The following is a 20,315-nucleotide window of genomic DNA, read 5'->3' as shown; positions in this document are numbered from 1 at the left end:
TGGCATTAAAATGGTTTTATTATTTTCAAAAATGATGATACCGATCTGGCGAATTCGCGATGCGGCGGCGGCGGGACGGTGTCGTCCGCGTGGGGCTCAGGGAGGCGTATGCATGCTCAGGATCGAGATAGCCGCCACCGATTACCAGGGCGCGATCAACGAGGATGTTGTGGGGCATTGCGGAAACGCGGCCTGGGTGATCGACGGCGCGACCGGCATCGGCGCCTCGCTGCTGGAAGAACCAAGTGACGCGGCATGGCTGGCGCAAACGGCGAGCCGGTTCCTCGCCGACGTTCTGCGCGCGCATCCGGCGATGCCCACGGTTGAAGCGCTGCGCACGGTCATGGCGCAGTGTGGCGAAGCCCTGCTGCGCCAGCGCGTGCGCGAACCGGAAGGGCATCACGAGTTGCCCTCCGCGGCGTTCGCCATGGTGCGGGCGATTGATGGCATGGCGGAGATCACCACCCTGGCCGACTGCCGCGTGGTGGCGGCCGATGCGGACGGCGCGGCGCGGCTCTGGGGCAGCGCAGCGCTGGATGCGATCGAAGAGCGCACCTTGGCCGCGTTGCGCGGGGTTCTGGCGGAAGACCCCGCGATCACGCCGGATGCGCTCAAGGAGCGACTGATGCCGGGCCTTGTCGCCAATCGCCGGCTGATGAACCGGGAAGGCGGCTACTGGGTGCTCGGCACCGAACCGGCGGCGGCGGACCATGCCTGGCAGGCGCGCCTTCCGCTGCGCCCCGGTCAGAGCTTCGCCATCGCCAGCGACGGTTTTCTGCGCCTTACGGAACTGTTCGGCGTGGCCGACCCGGCCGATTTTCTGGCCATCCGCAGCGCCCATGAATGGCGGCGCTGGGTGGATGCGCTGCGGGCGCTGGAGCGTGCGCCGGGCTCCTTGCGTCGCTTCGCGCGCGTCAAGCCGCACGACGACGCCAGCCTGGTCGTCTGCCGCTGGGAGGACACAAACTGATGCTGGTGATGGGATACATGAGCGGGACCTCGCTCGATGGCGTCGATGTCGCGCTGGTCGAAACCGATGGCGAACGGATCGACGGGTACGGGCCGTGCCTGCTGGTTCCGTTCTCCGATGACGAGCGCGCCGTGGTGGTGCGGGCGACGCATGAGGCGCTGGCGTGGGATGGCCATGGCAGCGTGCCGTCCTCGTTCGCAGAAGCGGGGGCGGTGATCGACGCGGGCTATCTGCGCGCGGGCCGTGCGGCGATTGAACAGGCGGGGCGCAGGCCCGACCTCGTGGGCTTTCATGGGCAGACGCTGCTGCACCGGCCGCGCCGCCAGCTTTCGGTGCAGGTCGGCGATCCGCAGGCGCTGGCCGATGTGCTGGACGTGCCCGTGGTCGCGCAGATGAGGCAGGACGATTTGCGCGCGGGCGGCGAAGGCGCTCCGCTGGTGCCGGCCTACCACGCCGCGCTGGCGGCGCGGATGGGACTGCCGGGGCCGCTGGCGTTCCTGAACCTCGGTGGCGTGGCTAACGTAACCTGGATCGGCGCGGACGGGGAACTGGTCGCCTTCGATACCGGTCCCGCCAATGGTCTTATCGATCTGATCGTGCAACAGCGCGGCGCGGGCCGTTACGACGACGGGGGCAGACTGGCCGCTGCGGGGCAGGTCGATGCGCGGATTCTGGCCGATCTGTTGGCGCACGAACACTTCCGGGGCAAAGGACCCCGCTCGCTGGATCGTTACGATTTTTCACTGGATTGCCTGACGGATCTGGCGCTGGAAGACGCGGTGGCGACGTTGACCGCGTTTACGGTGGAATCCGTCGCGCTGGCCGGTCGCAGCCTCCCGGAGCCGCCCAATGCCTGGATTGTCTGTGGTGACGGTTGCCACAATCCCGTGCTCATGCAGGGGTTGCGCGATCGGCTCGGCGATTGCCGGGCGGCCGGCGATCTGGGGTTGCGCAGCGATTTCGTCGAGGCCGAGGCCATGGCGTTCCTGGCCGCGCGCAGCGTGCGCGGATTGCCGCTGACCTATCCCGGCACGACCGGTGTGAAAGCGCCGCTCACCGGCGGAACGCTGTGGCGTCCGCAGGCTGCATCCGCTGCTGTGGTATGATAAAAATAGTACCAGTTAAATACCGATACTTTACATTCTCGCACAGGTATGCATTTTGAAGGTCAATCCAGCCGAGCAAGCCGTCGAGTCTTCGGGTCGCACTGTCAGCACGGCGACGGCGACTGGGTTCAGGGAAACAGGAAAATGAAGGGAAATCCCATGGTGAAATCCTATCGTCATGCCGTGGCCACGGCCGCTCTCGCCGTCGCGCTGGTGCAGGGGACGGGCGTTGCGCACGCGCAGTCCGCCGATGCGCCGTCGGATGCCGGCGCCGAAGCGCCAGCGGCGGAGATCGTCGTTACCGGCACGCGCATCGCCGTGCCCGGCCTCACCGCGAGCAGCCCCGTCGCTTCGACCAGCGAGGAGAAGATCAAGCTCCAGTCCGCGCTGACGATCGAGGATTTCTCGACCAAGCTGCCGCAGCTTTCGGGCGGCGTCCGCCAGGGCTCGCAGGGCAGCGACGCATTCGGCGCGCAGGTTCTCGAACTGCGCAACTTCGGCCAGAGCCGCTCGCTGGTGCTGATCGACGGCACCCGTGCCGCGCCGTTCAGCTTCCGCAACTCGGTGGACGTGAACGCGATTCCGGCCTCGCTGATCAAGCGGGTGGACGTGCTGACCGGCGGTGCCGCCGCCGTCTATGGCGCTGATGCCGTGGCCGGCGTGGTGAACTTCATCCTCAACGACGATTTCGAGGGCCTGCGGGCCACGTCCGCCGCGCGCCTCGCCACGCATGGCGGTGCGCAGTATGGCGGCTCGCTGATGCTGGGCGCCGGGCTGGGCGATCGCGGCCACATCGTGATCGCGGCGGACTACACCCAGCGGGACGGGATTACCGCCAGCCAGCGCAGCTGGGCGACCACGCCCAACCAGACGATCCCCAGCATCGGCGGCGTCTTCACCGACGTGGCCAGCGGGCGCAAGTTCGGCTTCACCGATGGTGGCGCGTTCACGACCACGCCTTCGGCCACCTCGAACATTTCGGGCAGCTATCCGCTGGTTTCGCCGCTGAAGCGCATCAACGTGGCCGCGCTGTTCAAGTACGAGATCACGCCGCAGGTCGAAATCTACGGCCGCGCGATGTACACCAACGCCCGCACCGAAGAGACCGGCACGCCGGGCGCGACGCCCGCCTCGGTCAACCGTGTGGTCTCGATCAACCAGAACAACCCGTTCCTGACCGACCAGATCCGCAACCAGCTGACGTTCGTGAATGGCGCGGCGCAAGTCAACGTCTCGCGCTCGCTGGCCGAACTCGGCCTCATCACGTACCATACGGAACGCGACACGCTGCAGTTCCAGACCGGTCTGCGTGGCCCGCTGACGGCCTCGACCAAGTGGAACATCTATGCGCAGTACAGCCGCTCGACGGAGAACTCGCTGATTACCGGCGATGGCCTCGTCGCCAACGCGGCGGGCGTGAACAACTTCGGCGCGATCGTGAACACCGTGAATATCTTCGGGCCGAACCAGAGCGCCCTGGCCGGCGCGCTGGGCAGCTCGATCAACGGCTTCAACCGCAAGCGCGACCAGTTCGTCACCGCCGCCACGCTGAGCGGCACGCTGGAGGAACTGTTCTCGCTGCCCGCCGGCCCGATCGGCTTCGCGATCGGCGCGGAATACCGCAAGGAAAACGCGACCATCGCGCAGGACAGCGCGCTGCTCAGCGGCAATACCTATCGCCAGGGCGTGCAGGCGGCCTACAAGGGTTCGTTCGATGTGGCGGAGCTCTACGGCGAAGTGCTCGTGCCGCTGCTGCATGACCTGCCGCTGATCCGCAAGCTGAACGTCGGTGGCGCCTATCGCTATTCGCACTATAACTTGTTCGGCAACCATGGCACCTGGAAGGCGGAAGCCAACTGGGAAGTCGATGCCAACCTGCGTCTGCGCGGCACCTACCAGCGGGTTCTGCGCGCGCCGAACTTCGGCGAGTTCGCCGCCAGCACCTCGTCGCTGCCGTTCAACAACCTGGTCACGGTCGATCGCCTCAAGCCCCGCTATGGCGGCGATCCCTGCGTGCTCGGCACCGGCAACGCCGCGCAGTGCGCGCGCTTCGGCGCCCCGGCGGTGGGTTCGGCGGATTCCATGTCCGCCAGCTACCTGACCGGCAACTACTACTACGGCGGCAATCCCAACATCAAGCCGGAGACGGGCTATACCAAGACGCTGGGCGCGGTGCTGACGCCCACTTTCGTGCCGGGGCTCAACGTCACGGTCGACTGGTACGAGCTGGACCTGCGCGGCGCCGTCGGCGTGATCCAGCCGATCGCGGCGATCACCAGCTGCTACATCACCAATCCCTCGGCCAGCAACCCGCTCTGCGGGCTGGTGACCCGCGATCCGGCGACCGGCTATTTCAAGGACGCCTACGTCAACAACCAGAACCTCGGTCGCCTGTTGCAGCGCGGGTTCGACATCGCGGCGAACTACACCGTCCGCCCCGACTGGCTGCCCGGCAAGGGCATGCGCCTCAGCTATCAGGGCAACATCGTCACGTCCTATCTGATCCAGGCCAACGCCACGGTGGCGGCGGTGCAGTGCAAGGGCACCTTCGGCGCGACCTGTTCGAGCGATGGCACCACGCTGGTCCAGCCCGATTATCGCCACACGGTTGGCCTTGGTTGGATGTTCGACAAGGGCGTGATCCAGTTCGACTGGCAGCGCATCGGCAAGGTGCGGTCGAGCACCGCCGGGTCGACGGAAACGCTGGCGGCGCAGGATACCTTCGACCTGTCGGCATCGTATGAATTCACCAAGGCGATCACGCTGACGGCCGGTATCTACAACCTGTTCGACAAGGACCCGCCGCGTGTTTCGACCGGCGGCGTGTTCAACACCTTCCCCGATACCTACGACATCATGGGGCGCACGATCGGCCTTTCGCTGACCGCGCATCTCTGAGACCCTGCCACCCTTCGCGGCGTCCGGTCGGTCCCTGCTGACCGGACGCCGGCTTTTTCCAAGGCCCCGGCCATGGCATGCCGGGCAAAGGACGGGAGAATTCCGCAATGACGCTGCCTTTCTCGATGGCAGACTGGCTGGTGATCGCCGGCTACCTCCTGCTGCTCGTCGGGGGAGGATGGATCTTCACGCCCCGCAAGACCGCGTCGGCGCACGATTATTTCCTGGCGGGCGGCAACGTGCCGGCCTGGCTCGCGGCGATTTCGGTGCTGTCCGCCACACAGTCCGCCGCGACCTTCCTGGGTGGGCCGGACTATGGCTATCACGGCGATCTCACCTATCTCAGCGGCAATATCGGCGGTTTGCTGGGAGCCATTTTCGTCGCGCATGTGCTGATCCCGCGCTTTTACCGGATCAAGGCGACGACCGCCTATGAACTCCTGACCCTGCGTTTCAGCGAGAAGGCGACGCGCTGGGCCGGCGGCATGTTCCTGGTCGGCCGCGTCTTAGCCGGCGGCGCGCGCGTCTATCTTGCCGCCATCGCCCTCGCCATGGTGATTACCGGCACGGTCGAGGCGCAGGGCATCATGATCGCGGCCGCGCTGCTGGTGGTGGCGAGCGTGCTGTTCACCTTCGTCGGCGGGCTCAAGTCGGTGCTGTGGAACGACCTGATCCAGTTCGTCGTCTATCTGGGGTCCGCCATCGCGGTGCTGGTGTTCCTGCGCCTGTCGATCCCGGCATCGACGGCGGACATCATCCACGGGCTGTCGCATACGCCCGAAGGCGTGGACAAGCTGCGGCTTTTCGATTTCTCGATCGATCCGTCGCGCCCGTTCTCGATGCTGGCGATCCTGACGGGTCTGACGCTGCTCTATATCGCCAATTCGGGCCTGGATCAGGATACCACCCAGCGCCTGCTCGCCTGCCGGGATGCGAAGACCGGCGCGCGCAGCCTCTACCTTTCGGTCCTGGCGACGGTTCCGGTAGTCGGCATGTTCATTGTCATCGGGCTGTTGCTTTACGTCTTCTATGACCGGCCAGACCTGATGGGCGGGGCCACGGCGGTTGCCGGCAACGAGTTCGGCGGCGAGAAGATCAGCATTTTCATGCACTATATCCTGACCCAGCTTCCCGGCGGACTGCGCGGTCTGGTGACCGTGGGCATCTGCGCGGCGGCCGTCGCCACGACCAATTCCGCGCTCAACGCGATGTCCTCGGTGCTGGTGCAGGACTTCTACCGACCCTGGCGCGCAAGGCGCGGCGCCGTGGCCGAACACCATTACGTGCAGGCGGGCCGCGCCGGCATGGGCGTGATCGGCTTCGCGATGTTCGTGATGGCGATCGTCTCGTTCTACTGGCAGCGCTATTCGGACATGGGCCTGCTGGAATTCGCGCTGCAGGTCATGGTGTTCACTTACGCGGGCCTGCTCGGCGTCTATTTCACCGCGCTGTTCACGCGGCGGGGAACGACCGGATCGGTCATCGCATCGCTGCTGGTGGGCTTCTTCACCGTGCTGCTGCTGCAACCCGCGATCGCGCGCGCGATCGGGCTGCCGGCCGCGCTGCTCGGCCTGTCGTTTCCCTTCCAGCTCTGCATTGGCACGCTGGTGGCCTTCGTGGTCTGTGCCGTGGTGCCGGGGCCGGGCGGGCCAGCGGTTTCTGAAACAGATTGATCCCCGCCTTGCGGAAAAGGATGTCATGAATACCGAAGCTCTCGATCCGCGCTACCGTGATCTCGATCTCTGGCCGACGGACCTGGCGGTGGAGGCCATGCTCGAAGGCCAGATGGCGGCGATCGCGGCCATCCAGACGCAGACCCGCGCCATCGCTCGCGCGGCGGAAGCGGCGGCTGAGCGCCTCGGCGCGACGGGGCGGCTGGTGTTCGTCGGCGCGGGAACGTCGGGGCGGCTTGCCGTGCAGGATGGCACGGAACTGCACCCCACCTTCGGCTGGCCGATGGAGCGGATGGTGTTCCTGATGGCCGGGGGTCTCGGCGCGCTGACCGAAGCCTATGAAGGCGCGGAAGACGATGCGAAGGCAGGCTGCGCCGAAATTGCCGAGGCGGGGATCGGGCCGGCGGACGTCGTGATCGGCGTCGCCGCCAGCGGGCGCACGCCCTACACCGTCGCGGCGATCGAGCAGGCCCGTCGGCTGGGCGCGCTGACCATCGGCGTGGCCAACAATGCCGGCTCGGTTCTTGCCGAAAAGGCCGAACATGCGATCGTGGTGGTGACCGGCAGCGAGGTCGTCGCCGGGTCCACCCGGATGAAGGCCGGTACGGCGCAGAAGGCGGTGCTCAACCTTCTTTCCACCGCGATCATGATCCGGCGCGGACTGGTCTATGAAGGGCGCATGGTGGCGATGCGCATATCCAACGCGAAGCTCTTGCAACGGGGGCGCGGCATGGTTCAGGATATCGCCGGGGTGGACGCCGAAACCGCCGCGCAGGCGCTTGAGACCGCCGGGAACGAGATCCGGCTTGGCGTGATCGTGGCGCTGGGCGTTCCGGTACGGGAAGGGCAGGCCCTTCTCGACGCCAACGGGGGTGACCTGCGCAAGGTCATGGGGGCGCTGGAAAGGCGAGATTGAGCAAACGATGCAAGACATTGCCTGGACACGCAGCGGGGAGGGAACACCGCTCTACCTGCAACTGGCGCGCAGCCTGCGCGAACACATCAGCAGCGGGGCCATCGATCCGGGCAGCGCGCTTCCATCGGAGCGCGATCTCAGCGAAATGGCCGGTCTCTCGCGCGTCACCGTGCGCAAGGGGATCGAACAGTTGATCGACGAAGGCGTGCTGGTCCGCAAGCAGGGCTCCGGCACGTTCGTCGCCCGCCGCATCGAAACGCCCGGCGGCAAGCTTAGCAGTTTCAGTGACGAAACCCGCTCGCGCGGCGAAAATCCCGGCGTTGTCTGGATCAACAAGGGCTATGCCCAGCCGACCGAGGAAGAGGCTGCCGCTCTCGAAATCGCCGCGAACGCCCGCGTCGCCCGGCTGGGGCGCGTCCGTCTGGCGGGAGGAGAACCGCTGGCGATCGAACATGCCGTGGTCCCGGCGGAGTTCATTCCCGATCTCGAAGCGCTCGGCGATTCCCTCTATCAGGCGCTCGACCGTTATGGCTTCCGGCCGACGGCGGGCACGCAACGCGTGCGCGCATCGCTGGCGACGCCGACGGAAGCAGGCATTCTGTGCGTGCGGCAGAATTCGGAAGTTCTGCGGATCGAACGCAAGACCTGGGTGCCCAGTGGCCGCATCGTGGAATTCACGCGATCGGTCTATCGCGGTGACCGCTACGAATTCGTGAGCGATCTCAAAGATATCTGACTTCATGGCCGAGGCCGCAAGGGCGCTTGCGGGATCATCGTACACGGCAGGGTGCTTCGAGTGCGGCGCAGAGGTCTGACGCAAGCCGCCTTCTCCAAATGGCGTGAAGGTGCAACCCGGTTGCATCCGGCGCGCATCCGACCCCCATTACGCAAGCCGATTGCCGCGCCCCCCCGCTAGGGTGAAGCCCGTTCATCACGGGACCCGAACATGCACTTCATGACCCTGGCGCGACAGGCCGACGATCCGATTCTGGCCATGGGCGCCGCCTTTTCCGCCGACGTCCGGGACCGGAAGCTCGATCTGGGGATCGGCGTCTATCGGGACGAATGCGGGCAGACCCCGGTCATGCGGGCGGTCAAGGAAGCCGAACGCCGGCTGCTGCTCGACCAACCGACCAAGAGTTACCTTGGCGTCGAAGGCGATCGCGCGTTTCTGGAGGGAGTGGAGCCGCTGGCGCTGGGCGATGCGCGGGCGGACCATGCCGTCACCGCGATCCAGACCGTCGGTGGAACCGGCGCGCTGCGGCTCGCCGCCGATCTGCTCGCGCGGGAGAAGCCGGACCGCACCGTGTGGTTCGGCGCGCCAAGCTGGACCAACCATGGCGCCCTGTTCGCCGCCGCCGGTCTGGCTGTCCGCACCTTCAGCTACCTTGATCCGCTCTCGCAACAGATCGATGAAGCCGCGTTCGGGGAAGCATTAGAAGCGGCGCGGGAAGGCGATGTCTTCGTGCTGCACGGCTGCTGCCACAACCCGACCGGGGTGGACGCCAGCGCAGCGCAATGGCGGTCGATCGGCAGGGCACTGGCGCGCCGCAATCTCCTGCCACTGGTGGACTCCGCTTACCATGGGCTGGGGCAGGGCCTCGAGGCAGACCGGGCGGGATTGCGCATCCTGCTGGAGGAGGTGCCAAACGCGCTCGTTGCCTATTCCTGCTCCAAGAATTTCGCGCTCTATCGCGAACGCGTGGGCGCGCTTTTCGTGGTTGGCCGGCGGCAGGGAGTCGAGCTGGCGGCGTCCAACCTTACCGCGCTGGCCCGCGCCACCTATTCGATGCCGCCGGACCACGGCGCGGCAGTGGTGCGCACGATCCTGCATTCGGACGAACTGACCGCGATCTGGCGCGCCGAACTGGATGCCATGCGCGGACGCGTGCAGGGATTGCGCGCCTTGCTTGCGCGGGAAGGACGGATCGGCCCCATCGATCTGGGCCGGCTGGCGGCGCAGCATGGCTTTTTCTCGTCGTTGGCGCTTGCCCCCGCTGATATCGCGCGGTTGCGCGACGATCACGGCGTTTATGTCGTGCCGTCCGGGCGCATCAACATCGCAGGTCTGCGCGAAGAGCAGGTGGGAGCATTCGTGGCTGCCCTGCGCGCGGTGCTGGCATGACGTTCGTGGTGGTCGGCGCGGGGGCGATCGGCAGCGCGATCGCGGCACGGCTCGCCCATGGCGGGCAGGACGTGACGCTGGTCGTGCGCGATGCGGCAAGGGCCGCGCTGATCGAACGGGATGGCGTGACCTGCGAGGAGGCGGGCGAGACGATTACCGGTCATCCGGCGGTCAGCGATCGGGTTCCCGATACCCCGGCCGATGTTCTGGTGCTGGCGGTGAAGGCGGCGGCCTTGCCCGGCGTGGCCGCAACGTTGCCCGCCGCGATCGGCAGGGACACGCTGGTCGTGCCGCTGGTCAACGGAATTCCGTGGTGGTTCCGGCTCGGGCGGGCGGATAGGGCAGAGCCGCTGCGCGCGGTCGATCCCGACGGCACGCTGACGCGGCGGTTCGCGCCGGCGCAGATCGTGGGCAGCGTGGTCTATACGACGGCGATGATGCAGGCGCCCGCCCACGTCACCGTCACCCAGCAACAAAGCCTGGTGATCGGCGCGATCGGCAGCGACAGCCGGGACAAGGTTGCGGCCCTCGCGCGGGTGCTGGCGGCGTGCGGCATCGACGTGACGGTCAGCGACCGCATCGTCGATGCGGTCTGGGCCAAGGCCGCGCTCAACCTGGCGACGAACCCGCTGTCGGTGGTGGCGGAGGCGGGACTCGGCGATCTGTGCTCCGATGCGCGGCTGGTCCCGATCGTGTCGAACATCCTCGACGAAACCTGGCGCGTCGCCGCGCGCTACAACGCCTGCCCGCCGATGACGCGCGACGAGATGCTGGGGCGTGGACGGCTGGCCGGGGCGTTCCGGACGTCGATGCTGGAGGATTACCTGAAAGGCCGGCCGCTGGAGCTGTCGTCGATCGCCGATGCCGTGTTCGAGATGGCGGACGAGATCGGCATGGACCTGCCCGTCAGCCGGGCGATCGTCGACATGGCGCGTTTCCGTGCCGGCACCCGCTTTCCGGAGAAGCAAGCATGACCAAGGCCGTTCTGACGGACGAGGCGGCGCTGCGCCGCGAACTCACCGATTTCTATCATCTCGTCGCCTGGTTCGGCTGGGACGAGATCATCTTCAACCATATCTCGCTGCGCGTACCGGGCGCGATTCACGGCTATCTCGTCAATCCCTTCGGCCTCGCCTACGAAGAGATCACGCCGGAAAGTCTCGTCAAGGTCGATACCGACGGCAACCTGCTGGAAGACAACGGCTACAAGGCCAATCCGGCGGGTTTCGCGCTGCACGGCGTGATCCACGCCCACCGGCCGGACGTGAATTGCGTGGCCCACGCGCATACGCTGGCGGTTTCCGCCGTGGTCAACAAGGCGCAGGGGTTCAGCCACGACAACTTCTACGGCGCGCAACTGACCGGCCGCATCGGCTACCACGATTTCGAGGGCATCACGCTCTATCCGGAAGAGAAGGGGCGGATGCTGGAATCGCTGGGCGAGCACGATGTGCTGGCGCTGCGCAACCACGGTGTCGCGGTCTGCGGGCCGGATATCGCGTCGACGTTCATGCTGATGTGGACGGTGGAGCGGGCCGCGCAGATCCAGTTGCTCGCGCAATCGATGCAGGGCGAGCAGATTTCGCTGACGGGGATCATTCGCGACAAGTGCGCGGCCGATGCGCGCCGCATCACCGGCGGTGCGAATGGTGCGGCGCGCATGGTGTTCGACGCGGCGGTGAGGCGCATGCGCCGCGCGCAAGGGTAACCACCGGACCGGGAAGCCGATAGCCCCCGGTCCGATCCGAACATACTTACTTTGCCGTGGCGTCCGTCCAACCCTTCACGACCGCGCCACCCTTCATCACGAAGCGCACGCGTTCAAGCTGGGTGACGTCCGCCAGCGGATCGCCCGCCACGGCGATCAGGTCGGCGTAACGATTGGCCTGGACCGATCCGACATCCGCGCTGGCGTTGAGCAGATCGGCGGCGTTGACGGTCGCCGCGCGGATCGCGTCCATCGGCGTCATGCCGGCGCGGACCATCAGCGCGAATTCCTGCGCGTTGGTGCCATGGGGCGCCATGCCCTGATCGGTGCCGAAGGCGATCTTCACGCCGGCCTTGTAGGCGTTGCCGAGGTTGGCGATCGTGATCGGGCCGACTTCCAGCGCCTTCTTTGCCGACGACGGGTTCAGCGATTCCGGGTGGGCCTTGGCGACCTTGACCACCGTGTCGGCGACGAGCAGCGTGGGTACCAGATAAGTGCCGTGCGCCTTCATCACCTTGTAGGCTTCGGCATCGCCGAACGAGCCGTGCTCGATCGAATCCACGCCCAGCGCCGAAGCGCGGATGATGGCGTCGCGTCCATGGGCGTGCGCGGCCACGCGCATGCCAAGGCTGTGCGCGGTGTTGACGACCGCGCTGATCTCCGCGTCGGTCATCAGTGTGTTGTTCGGATCGTCGCCAATGCTCAGCACGCCGCCGCTGGGCATGATCTTGATCAGGTCCACGCCATCGCGGTGCATCCGCCGGACGACCTTGGCGGCTTCGTCCGGGCCATCGATGACGCGGCCTTCGCTATGGAAATCGAGTTCCGTGCTCATGCCGTTCTGCGGATCGCCATGGCCGCCGGTGGGGCCGAGCGGATAGCCCGAAACCCACAGCCGCGGCCCCGCGATCTTGCCGCCGGCGATGGCGCGCTTCAGCGCGACGACAACGCCGGTTTCCCCGCCGACATCGCGCACGGAGGTGAAGCCGGCTTCCAGCGTCTTGCGCGCGAAGCCCACGGAATCGAAGGCGGTATCGATGTCCGAATGCGTCACGCGCTCGGCGATCGGGTTCTTGCCGGTATAGGCCGAGGTGATGTGATCGTGCATGTCGATCAGGCCCGGCAGAACCGTGGCCGTCGAAAGATCGATGACTTCCGCGCCGGCGGGCGTGACGAACCCGTCCTGGACGCCGGTGATGCGATCATCGTGAATCAGGATCGAGACGTTGTCGCGCGGCTTCGCGCCGACCCCGTCGATCAGATGCCCGGCGTGAACCACCAGATCCTTCGCCAGGGCCGGGGTGGTGAACAGGGCGAAAACGGTGGTTGCGGCCGTGGCGGCCAGACGGTTCCTGGTGATGGTGAACATGGGCGCTCTCTTGAAATGGGAATGGAATCGGGGCGGCCTTCTCCCGGCTGAAGGCCGCCCCGATGGGATCAGAAGTTGGTACGGAAATTGACGCCGACCGTGCGCGGCGTGGCGCTGGTTACCAGCGTGCGGCCGACGGCGATGGCGCTCGACGTGGAACGCGTGATCGCGGTCGCGTCGAACAGGTTGGTGACGAAGAGGTACACGCCCCACTTGTTGTCGGGCTCCTCGATGCCGATGCGGGCGTTGACCAGCGCGTAATCGTCAACCTTGCGGGCATAGACGTAGTTCGGACGGAAATCCGACCACGAGCTGCCGACATAGTTGAAGTCCGCCCGCAGGAAGCCCGAGAGCGACTCGGTGAGCGGCCAGCTGTACTGCGCCGAACCGCCACCCATGATCTTGGGCACGTAGGGTATGCGATCGCCCTTCAGGCCCGACGTGGCGGTCACGCCGGTGTTCTGGTTCTCGGTCAGCTTGGCGTCGATGTAGGAGAAGTTGCCCAGAATCGACAGGCCTGGCAGCGGGTGGATGCCGGTTTCCGCCTCGATCCCCTTGACCTTCGCCTTGCCGGCGTTGCCGATGTAGGAGAAGGCGCCGTTGGGCGTGCGCAGCGTGATCTGCATGTCGCTCCAGTCGATCTGGAACGCATCGACGTTGAGCGTCACCTTGCGGTCGAACCACGCCGTCTTGAGGCCCACTTCGTAGTTCCACAGGCTGTCCGAATTGTACGCGGTCAGCGCGGCGTCGAGGCCCAGCACCTGGTTGGCGCCGCCCGGGCGGAAGCCCTGCGCCGCTTCGGCATAGAGCATCACGTCCTGCGTGATCTTGTACGATGCGTTGGCCTTGACCACCCAGCCGCTTTCGCCCGACGTGACGGCGGTGGGCGGCGTGAGGCGCGCGCCGACCAGGATCGAGGGAACGGTCGTCTGGCCCACGATGTTCTTGTTGTAGTGGAAATAGCGCGCGCCACCGGTCAGGTTGAGGCGATCGGTGATATCCCACGACACTTCGCCGAAGCCCGCGATCTGTTCCAGCCTGTCATCGATGAAGCGCACCGTGGCGATCTGGAGCGGATAGATCACCTGGCCGTTCAGCGGATCGGCATTGACCTGCGGATTGGCCACGTTGGTGTGGCGGTTCGAATAGAAGCCGCCCAGGGTCCAGTTGATCGGTCCCTTGCCGTTCGAGCTGAGGCGGATTTCGCCGGTCCAGGTGTCCATGTCCTGCTGCGGGAACAGCGCCGACGTCGACTGGCCATCGACCAGCGCGTAGAAGTTCGTGAGCTGGGTCGGCGAACAGGCCGCCCCGCCGGCAACCAGCGCTGAACAGCGGGCGGGCGTGCGCTGCCCGCGGATGTAGCGCGAAACGTCGGAGACCGACGACAGCTTGCGGTGCATGTACGATCCGGTCGCGGTCAGCGTCGCGAAATCGAGGTCATAGTTCGACGTGATGCTGTACAGCTCCACGTTGTCGCGCACCGGCTGGCGGGTATAGGCATCGGAGATGTACTTGCCGGCGCCCAGCGTCCAGCTCGGCGTGTCGGTCCGGCTGCGGTTGATGTAGGCCGCAAGATCGATCGTCCAGCGCTCGGTCGGCTTCAGGCGCAGCAGCGCGCGGCCGCCGAAGCTTTCCTGCTTGTTGATGTTCTTGATGCCCAGCGTGGTGTTGTCGATGAAACCATCCTGGTTGCGATAGAAGCCGACGACGCGCAGGCCGACCTTGTCGGTCACGATCGGCGCGTTGATCATTGCGCTGCCTTCCATGTTCCAGCCGCCGTGGTGCGTGTTGGAACCGCTGATGTCCACGCCGGCCTGCACCGCGTCCAGGTTCGGCTTGTTGTAGATCACGCGCAGCGTGCCGCCCATCGAACCCGAGCCATAGAGCGTGCCCTGCGGACCGCGCAGCACTTCCACGCGCTGCACGTCGAACAGGCGCAGTTCGGGCGTCGATCCGCCGGCGTCGTTGCTGGCGCCGATCGATCCGGTCACCGGCGTTTCGTCGTAATAGGTGCCGATCATCGGCTCGCCCGGACCCTGGATGCCGCGGATGACCACGCGGCGTTGCGACGGCCCGCCATCGACGAAGTTGAGGCCCGGCGTGGTCGCGCCCAGATCGGCGATGCTCTGCACGCCCGAATTGGCAAGCGCTGCGCCGCTGATGGCGGAAATCGCGATCGGCGTGTCCTGCAGGTTGGTTTCGCGCTTCAGCGCGGTCACCACGATTTCATCGCCGCCGCGGTCCTGGGGCGTTTCCTGCGCCAGAGCCGGTGTGGCGAGCAGCGTCGCGCTTCCCGCCGCCAGCAGCATGGCCTTGAGGCGGATTGAGGTGCAACCCCGGTTCATGTTCTTTGTCACTTGACCTCCCTTTTGTTTGTTCCCTCATCACGCGGTGACGCGCGAAGGCGCCGCCGTATGACAAATCACCATGCCGATGCAACGGATGCGATCGACAGGCTTGTCTGCCCAATTTCAGGAGTCCCATATGAGAGGAGGAGATTCTACTCCCTTGTTTCCCCGCAATTTTTCCGCGACGGTGCAAATGCACGCTGCCGCGGCCCCCAAAGGTTCTTATGGCCGGGAGCGTGAAACAGGAGGGGGTTGCCGTCAATAAGAATGCAAGGGGCCGGATTCGCAGAATGCACGCGGATTGCATGAAGCGCGATCGCGCCGCACGCCGGTTGCGGAATTGGGGAAGATGGCGGAGGAACGCATCGAATGTGGAATTTTCGGCCTGCACAATGCTTCGCTCGTGCATGATCCTTCGCCAATCCGCGCGCACGGCGCAAGAAAAGGCGTTGTGTCGATTCCGGTCGCCGATAAGGTTGGCCGCCTTTCAAAGGGACTGTCCAGCCTCTCTTCCTCGCGCCTGCGGCGTGAGGCGTTTCAGCATGCCTGGCCGGCGCGTCGGGTAATCGTCATTTTCGGGGAGCACGTGTGAAGAACAGAACGATTGTTGCCGGCATGGCCATGGCCATGCTGCTGAGCGGTACCGCCATGGCGCAGCAGATGGACCCGGACTACGCCGCCGACGTGAAACGGTGGACCACCAAGCCCGAGTTCATGAGCCCGCTGGTCGATCACCTGCCGGTCTCGCAGACGATCCCTTCGCCCAAGCAGGTGCTCGGCAAGAATATCGGCGCGCCCGATACGCTGCACTACTACGAGCAGATCATCGCCTATTATCGCAAGCTGGCGGAAGCCGCGCCGGACCGCGTGAAGATCATCGAGATCGGCAAGACCGAGGAAGGCCGCGAGAACATCGTGGTCATGATCTCTGCCCCCGACAACATCGCCAGCCTCGATATCTACAAGAAGAACCTGGCGCTGCTGGCCGATCCGCGCAAGCTGCCGGCCGCCGACGCGCCGGCGGTCATCGCCGCGACCAAGCCCGTCTATCACATCTCCGGCGGCCTCCACAGCGCAGAGACCGGTCCGCCGGAAATGCTGATGGAACTGGCCTATCGTCTGCTCACCGAAGACAGCGCGATGATGAAGGGCATTCGTGACAATCTGGTCGTAGCGATCACGCCCGTGCTGGAAGCGGACGGGCGCGATCGCTACGTCGACTGGTATTATCGCAACCTGATCGACGAGAAGGACGATCGCAACAAGCCCGGTGGTCCGCCCTATTGGGGCAAGTACATCTACCACGACAACAACCGCGACATCAATTTCTCGGACGTCAGCGCGCGTCACCTGATGAAGTACTACCTCGATTGGCATCCGCCGATCATGCACGAACTGCATGAATCGGTGCCTTTCATGTACACCTATTCCGGGCAGGCGCCGCAGAACCCCGATCTCGATCCGATCCTGTTCGGCGAACTGCCGTGGTTCTCGAATTTCGAAATGGCGCAGATGACCAAGTACGGCATGCCCGGCGTGTGGACGCACGGCTTTGTCGATGCCTGGACGCCGGGCTACCTCGCCTTCATGTCGTCGAACCACAACGGCATGCTGCGCATGTACGAAACCTTCGGCAACGCCGGCGCGACCACGATGTACCGCCATGTCGCCCCCGAAGTGCAGACGGGCGTGCGCGGCGGGGACTGGACCAAGCGCGACTGGTTCCGGCCGCTGCCTCCCTACAAGGAGGTGATGTGGTCGATGCGCAACAACACCAACTACATGGAAACCGGCATCCTGACCGCGCTCGACCTGGCCGCGCGGTTCCCGCAGGTCATCCTCGAGAACTTCTACAAGAAAAGCAGCAACGCGATCCAGGCAGGAGCGGACAAGGCGCCCTACGCCTATGTCATTCCCGCCGATCACGCCGACCCTTCGCGCATCAAGTTCGTGACGGACATTCTCCAGTTGCAGGGGATAGAGATCGGGCGCGCCAACCAGGCTGTGACGGTCAAGGAAGGCACGTTCCCGGCCGGTTCGCTCATCATCAAGCTCAACCAGCCCTACGGCCGGCTCGCCAAGATGCTGCTGAAGCTGCAGAACGATTATCCGGACGAGAACCTGACGACCTACGACGACGCGGCCTGGACCATGGGGCTGATGACGCACACCCGGATCGTGGAGGTGGCGGACAAGGCCGCGCTCTCCGTGCCGGTCACACCGCTGGCGCAGTTCACCGTTACCGGGCGGATCAGTGGCGGCGGCGCGCGGACCTACGCCGTGCTCGATCAAGGCTCGGTCAACATGGCCACGCTGCGCTACCGGCTGAAGGACACGCCGGTGAAGGTCGTCGAAAAGGCGTTCCAGTCCGGCGGCAAGACCATTCCGGCGGGCTCCTTCCTGGTCGATGGCGGCGCCTATGCGGCGCTCAAGCCGGCGGTCGAGGAACTGGGGCTGGAGGCCATCGGGCTTTCGGGGCAGCCGAACGCCCCCGCGCATGACACCGTCCTGCCGCGCACGGCGGTGTTCAGCACCTGGGGGTCGAGCGAGAAGGTCGGCTGGCTGCGCTATGCGATGGATCGGCACGCCGTGTCCTATGACCTGATCTACAAGGAGCAGGTCCGCAAGGGCAACCTGCGCGCCAGTTACGACGTCATCATTCTGCCGATGCAGGGCCGGTCGGTGAAGGACATCGTTTTCGACATTCCGATGAAGGGCAAGCCGCTGCCCTACACCAAGACCGACCGCTATCGCTTCTCGGGCGATTACGGATCGTCGGAAGACGTGCGCGGCGGCATGGGGCTGGAAGGCCTGGCCGAACTGCAGAAGTTCGTCGAGCAGGGCGGAACGCTGATCACAACCGGCGATGCCAGCGCAGTGCCGATCGATTTCGGGCTGGTGGACGATTTGTCCGAAACCAAGGCCGGCGGCAATTTCTACGCGCCCGGCCCCGTGGTGACGGCCAGGGTCACCAAGCCCGCCAGCCCGATCTTCTATGGCTACGATGCCGACATCAAGGACCAGAAGATGCCGGTCCGCTGGGCGACCAGCACGCTGTTCACCGTGCCGGACAGGCTCAAGGGACAGATCCTGATGGAATTTCCCGGCGGCAAGGACGGCGTGCAGAGCGGGTTCATGCGCGGATCGGACCAGGTGAAGGACCGTCCGGCGATCATCAACGTGCCCGATGGTTCGGGCCGCGTGCTGATGTTCGCCACCAATCCGATCTGGCGCTGGCAGAACCTGGGCGAATTCCGGATGCTGTACAACGCGCTGATCAACTGGAAGCAGCTGGGATTGACCGACGAGGCGCCGCCCGCGCCGCCGCCGGTCCCGGAAGGGCAGTAAGGGAATGCCGGGGGTGGATCGTCGCGCCTTTTCGCTGGGCATGCTGGCGACGCTGGCCGCGGGCGCTGGCGGAACGGCGAGCGCCGCGCCTGCGGCGAACGGCGTTCCACCCGCGATCGGCGCGTTTTACCGCCGCGCCATCGTCATCGACGCGCTGGCCTCGCCGAATACCTGGAACGTGCCCTATCCCAAGCCGGGGCCGCTCACGCCCGCGCAACTGGAGAACGTCCGCGCTTCCGGCATGACCGCGATCAACCTGACCGTGGGCAAGCCGGGCAGCCTGGCGGAGACGGTCAAGGAGATCGGCTTCTGGCTGGACCAGATCGCGCGTCATCCGGATTACCTGACACTGGTGCGCCACCATGCCGATATCGCGCGGGCCAAGCGCGAGGGGAAGCTGGGCGTGATCTTCGGGTTTCAGGGCATGGGCATGATCGGCACCGATCTTGGCCTGATCGATGCCTTTGCGGCCATGTCGGTGAAGATCATGCAACTGACCTACAACGATCGCAACGCGCTGGGCGCGGGCAGTTCGCTTCCCGAAAGCGAGGGACTGACCGATCTGGGGCGCGAGGCGGTGGCGCGCATGAACGGCCTGGGCGTGCTTGTCGATGTGGGGCACGCCAATCCCTCCACCGCGATTCAGGCGGCGCAAGCCTCCACCCGGCCGATCACGATCTCGCACACTGGCGCCCGCGCGGTGTTCGACAGCCAGCGCAACCTGCCCGACACGGCGTTCCGCACGGTTGCCGACCGGGGTGGCGTGGTGGGCCTCTACCTGATGCCGTTCCTCGGCCGCGATCCGGTGGCGGCCTCGCGCGCGCTGTTTCGCCGGCATTTGCGCCACGCGCTGGATACCTGCGGCGAGGATCATGTCGGGATCGGCAGCGACCAGAGCATCACCCCCGTGGACATTTCGCCGGCCTACATGGACATCGTGCGCCAGACGGCCGAGGCGCGGCAGAAGGCCGGTATCGGTGCGCCGGGCGAGGCGGACAGCCCGGTGACCGTGCCCGATCTCAACGCCCCGCGCCGGCTGGAGATGATCGCCGCCGATCTCAACGCGGCCGGCTATCCGGATCGGGTGGTCGAAAAGGTCATCGGCGGCAATTTCGATCGATTGTTCCGCGAAGTCTGGCCCGGCTGACAAGCCGTTGGTGATCCGGGAGAGAGCCGCGCTCCGGGCGCGGGAGGCGGCAGGCAGGAGTATAGGATGGCGCAGGAACGGCTGGACAGGTTCGATCGCAAGATCCTGCAGCACATCCAGATTCGAGGCGATCTGGGGCCGGGCGAACTGAGCACGCTCGTCCACCTCTCGCCCTCGCAATGTTCGCGGCGGTTGCATCGTCTGCGCGAACAGGGCTTTATCGAACGCACCGCCGCGATCCTCGATCCGGCAAAGCTCAATCTGGGCATTTCCGCCTATATCGCGGTGAAGCTGCGCTCGCAGACCGGCGAGGCCGAGCGCCTGTTCCGCGCGCGGATCGAAGCGCTGCCCGAAGTGATCTCGTGCGATTACACCACGGGGGAGATGGACTTCATGCTGCGGATCTATACCCACGATCTGGAAAGCTACAGCGAGTTCCTTTCCGCGAAGCTGCTGATCGGGGAGGAGATCGATAACGTCCGCACGTTCATCGTGATGAAGCAGCTTAAGAAAACGACCGCCCTGCCGCTCGATTTCTGCTGAGTTTCGCGCTAGCCGCGCCAGTATCCGGTCCTGACCCTAGGCGGCGTGGACAAATTGCCTAGAGGCGAGCTTTCCAAGTGTCTTCGGGATATTTGATGATTTGTCGCCGCCATATCCAAACGGCGAACGAAAACATGATTGCTCCGGTAGCTATACCAGCACCC

At 65.7% G+C, this 20,315-nt stretch carries 15 protein-coding genes; 13 read left to right on the top strand and 2 right to left on the bottom strand.

Annotated features, from left to right (window positions below; all coding sequences use genetic code 11):
• The first annotated feature begins 112 nt into the window (after positions 1-112).
• The 9 genes from EH199_RS05425 to EH199_RS05385 all read left to right on the top strand — a co-directional run bounded on the left by EH199_RS05425 (position 113) and on the right by EH199_RS05385 (position 11,396).
• On the top strand, positions 113-970 hold the full coding sequence (locus EH199_RS05425; protein WP_124808260.1) for a protein phosphatase 2C domain-containing protein: 858 nt from the start codon (positions 113-115) through the stop codon (positions 968-970).
• On the top strand, positions 970-2,076 hold the full coding sequence (locus EH199_RS05420; protein ID WP_124808259.1) for an anhydro-N-acetylmuramic acid kinase: 1,107 nt from the start codon (positions 970-972) through the stop codon (positions 2,074-2,076). Before EH199_RS05425 ends, EH199_RS05420 begins: the two co-directional genes overlap by 1 nt.
• Before the next feature lie 144 nt (positions 2,077-2,220).
• The gene (locus EH199_RS05415) at positions 2,221-4,974 is read left to right on the top strand and encodes a TonB-dependent receptor domain-containing protein (RefSeq protein WP_223806484.1); all 2,754 of its coding nucleotides are present in this window, start codon (positions 2,221-2,223) and stop codon (positions 4,972-4,974) included.
• A 107-nt stretch (positions 4,975-5,081) separates the two neighbouring features.
• Positions 5,082-6,647 (top strand): sodium:solute symporter, encoded by a 1,566-nt coding sequence (locus EH199_RS05410; RefSeq protein WP_124808258.1) that lies wholly within the window; start codon positions 5,082-5,084, stop codon positions 6,645-6,647.
• 25 nt (positions 6,648-6,672) lie between these two features.
• The gene (locus tag EH199_RS05405; RefSeq protein ID WP_124808257.1) at positions 6,673-7,563 is read left to right on the top strand and encodes an N-acetylmuramic acid 6-phosphate etherase; all 891 of its coding nucleotides are present in this window, start codon (positions 6,673-6,675) and stop codon (positions 7,561-7,563) included.
• A gap of 7 nt (positions 7,564-7,570) precedes the next feature.
• Positions 7,571-8,299, top strand: coding sequence for a GntR family transcriptional regulator (locus EH199_RS05400; protein WP_124808256.1), 729 nt, complete (start codon positions 7,571-7,573; stop codon positions 8,297-8,299).
• 210 nt (positions 8,300-8,509) lie between these two features.
• Positions 8,510-9,688: an aromatic amino acid transaminase gene (locus EH199_RS05395; protein ID WP_124808255.1), complete on the top strand. Its 1,179-nt coding sequence runs from the start codon at positions 8,510-8,512 to the stop codon at positions 9,686-9,688.
• Positions 9,685-10,662, top strand: coding sequence for a ketopantoate reductase family protein (locus EH199_RS05390; protein ID WP_124808254.1), 978 nt, complete (start codon positions 9,685-9,687; stop codon positions 10,660-10,662). The genes EH199_RS05395 and EH199_RS05390 overlap by 4 nt, the downstream gene beginning before the upstream one ends.
• Positions 10,659-11,396, top strand: coding sequence for a class II aldolase/adducin family protein (locus tag EH199_RS05385; protein ID WP_124808253.1), 738 nt, complete (start codon positions 10,659-10,661; stop codon positions 11,394-11,396). Before EH199_RS05390 ends, EH199_RS05385 begins: the two co-directional genes overlap by 4 nt.
• Before the next feature lie 46 nt (positions 11,397-11,442).
• On the opposite strand, the gene EH199_RS05380 is transcribed toward EH199_RS05385, so the two are convergent.
• Both EH199_RS05380 and EH199_RS05375 read right to left on the bottom strand, forming a co-directional pair.
• On the bottom strand, positions 11,443-12,756 hold the full coding sequence (locus tag EH199_RS05380) for an amidohydrolase family protein (RefSeq protein WP_370449666.1): 1,314 nt from the start codon (positions 12,754-12,756) through the stop codon (positions 11,443-11,445).
• Between the two features lie 77 nt (positions 12,757-12,833).
• Complete coding sequence (locus EH199_RS05375) at positions 12,834-15,122, bottom strand: TonB-dependent receptor (protein WP_223806483.1); 2,289 nt, start codon at positions 15,120-15,122, stop codon at positions 12,834-12,836.
• 340 nt (positions 15,123-15,462) lie between these two features.
• Here EH199_RS05375 and EH199_RS05370 point away from each other — a divergent pair, with 340 nt between their 5' ends.
• The 4 genes from EH199_RS05370 to EH199_RS05355 all read left to right on the top strand — a co-directional run bounded on the left by EH199_RS05370 (position 15,463) and on the right by EH199_RS05355 (position 20,151).
• Positions 15,463-15,705: a hypothetical protein gene (locus EH199_RS05370; protein ID WP_124808251.1), complete on the top strand. Its 243-nt coding sequence runs from the start codon at positions 15,463-15,465 to the stop codon at positions 15,703-15,705.
• Complete coding sequence (locus EH199_RS05365) at positions 15,702-18,461, top strand: M14 family zinc carboxypeptidase (protein WP_223806482.1); 2,760 nt, start codon at positions 15,702-15,704, stop codon at positions 18,459-18,461. Before EH199_RS05370 ends, EH199_RS05365 begins: the two co-directional genes overlap by 4 nt.
• A 13-nt stretch (positions 18,462-18,474) precedes the next feature.
• A complete protein-coding gene (locus tag EH199_RS05360) occupies positions 18,475-19,608 on the top strand; it encodes a dipeptidase (RefSeq protein WP_223806481.1) in 1,134 nt (377 codons plus the stop codon).
• Positions 19,609-19,674: 66 nt separating this feature from the next.
• Positions 19,675-20,151, top strand: coding sequence for an Lrp/AsnC family transcriptional regulator (locus EH199_RS05355; RefSeq protein WP_124808249.1), 477 nt, complete (start codon positions 19,675-19,677; stop codon positions 20,149-20,151).
• Positions 20,152-20,315 lie beyond the last annotated feature (164 nt).

This window comes from Novosphingobium sp. LASN5T (assembly GCF_003856955.1).
Lineage (GTDB): Bacteria > Pseudomonadota > Alphaproteobacteria > Sphingomonadales > Sphingomonadaceae > Novosphingobium.
This window is presented reverse-complemented; position numbering and strand designations above follow the sequence as displayed.

Bases quoted from the DNA above. Each gene is read 5' to 3' on its own strand.
- EH199_RS05425 (WP_124808260.1), top strand. From the start codon at position 113: ATGCTCAGGATCGAGATAGCCGCCACCGATTACCAGGGCGCGATCAAC.
- EH199_RS05420 (WP_124808259.1), top strand. From the start codon at position 970: ATGCTGGTGATGGGATACATGAGCGGGACCTCGCTCGATGGCGTCGAT.
- EH199_RS05415 (WP_223806484.1), top strand. From the start codon at position 2,221: ATGAAGGGAAATCCCATGGTGAAATCCTATCGTCATGCCGTGGCCACG.
- EH199_RS05410 (WP_124808258.1), top strand. From the start codon at position 5,082: ATGACGCTGCCTTTCTCGATGGCAGACTGGCTGGTGATCGCCGGCTAC.
- EH199_RS05405 (WP_124808257.1), top strand. From the start codon at position 6,673: ATGAATACCGAAGCTCTCGATCCGCGCTACCGTGATCTCGATCTCTGG.
- EH199_RS05400 (WP_124808256.1), top strand. From the start codon at position 7,571: ATGCAAGACATTGCCTGGACACGCAGCGGGGAGGGAACACCGCTCTAC.
- EH199_RS05395 (WP_124808255.1), top strand. From the start codon at position 8,510: ATGCACTTCATGACCCTGGCGCGACAGGCCGACGATCCGATTCTGGCC.
- EH199_RS05390 (WP_124808254.1), top strand. From the start codon at position 9,685: ATGACGTTCGTGGTGGTCGGCGCGGGGGCGATCGGCAGCGCGATCGCG.
- EH199_RS05385 (WP_124808253.1), top strand. From the start codon at position 10,659: ATGACCAAGGCCGTTCTGACGGACGAGGCGGCGCTGCGCCGCGAACTC.
- EH199_RS05370 (WP_124808251.1), top strand. From the start codon at position 15,463: ATGGCGGAGGAACGCATCGAATGTGGAATTTTCGGCCTGCACAATGCT.
- EH199_RS05355 (WP_124808249.1), top strand. From the start codon at position 19,675: ATGGCGCAGGAACGGCTGGACAGGTTCGATCGCAAGATCCTGCAGCAC.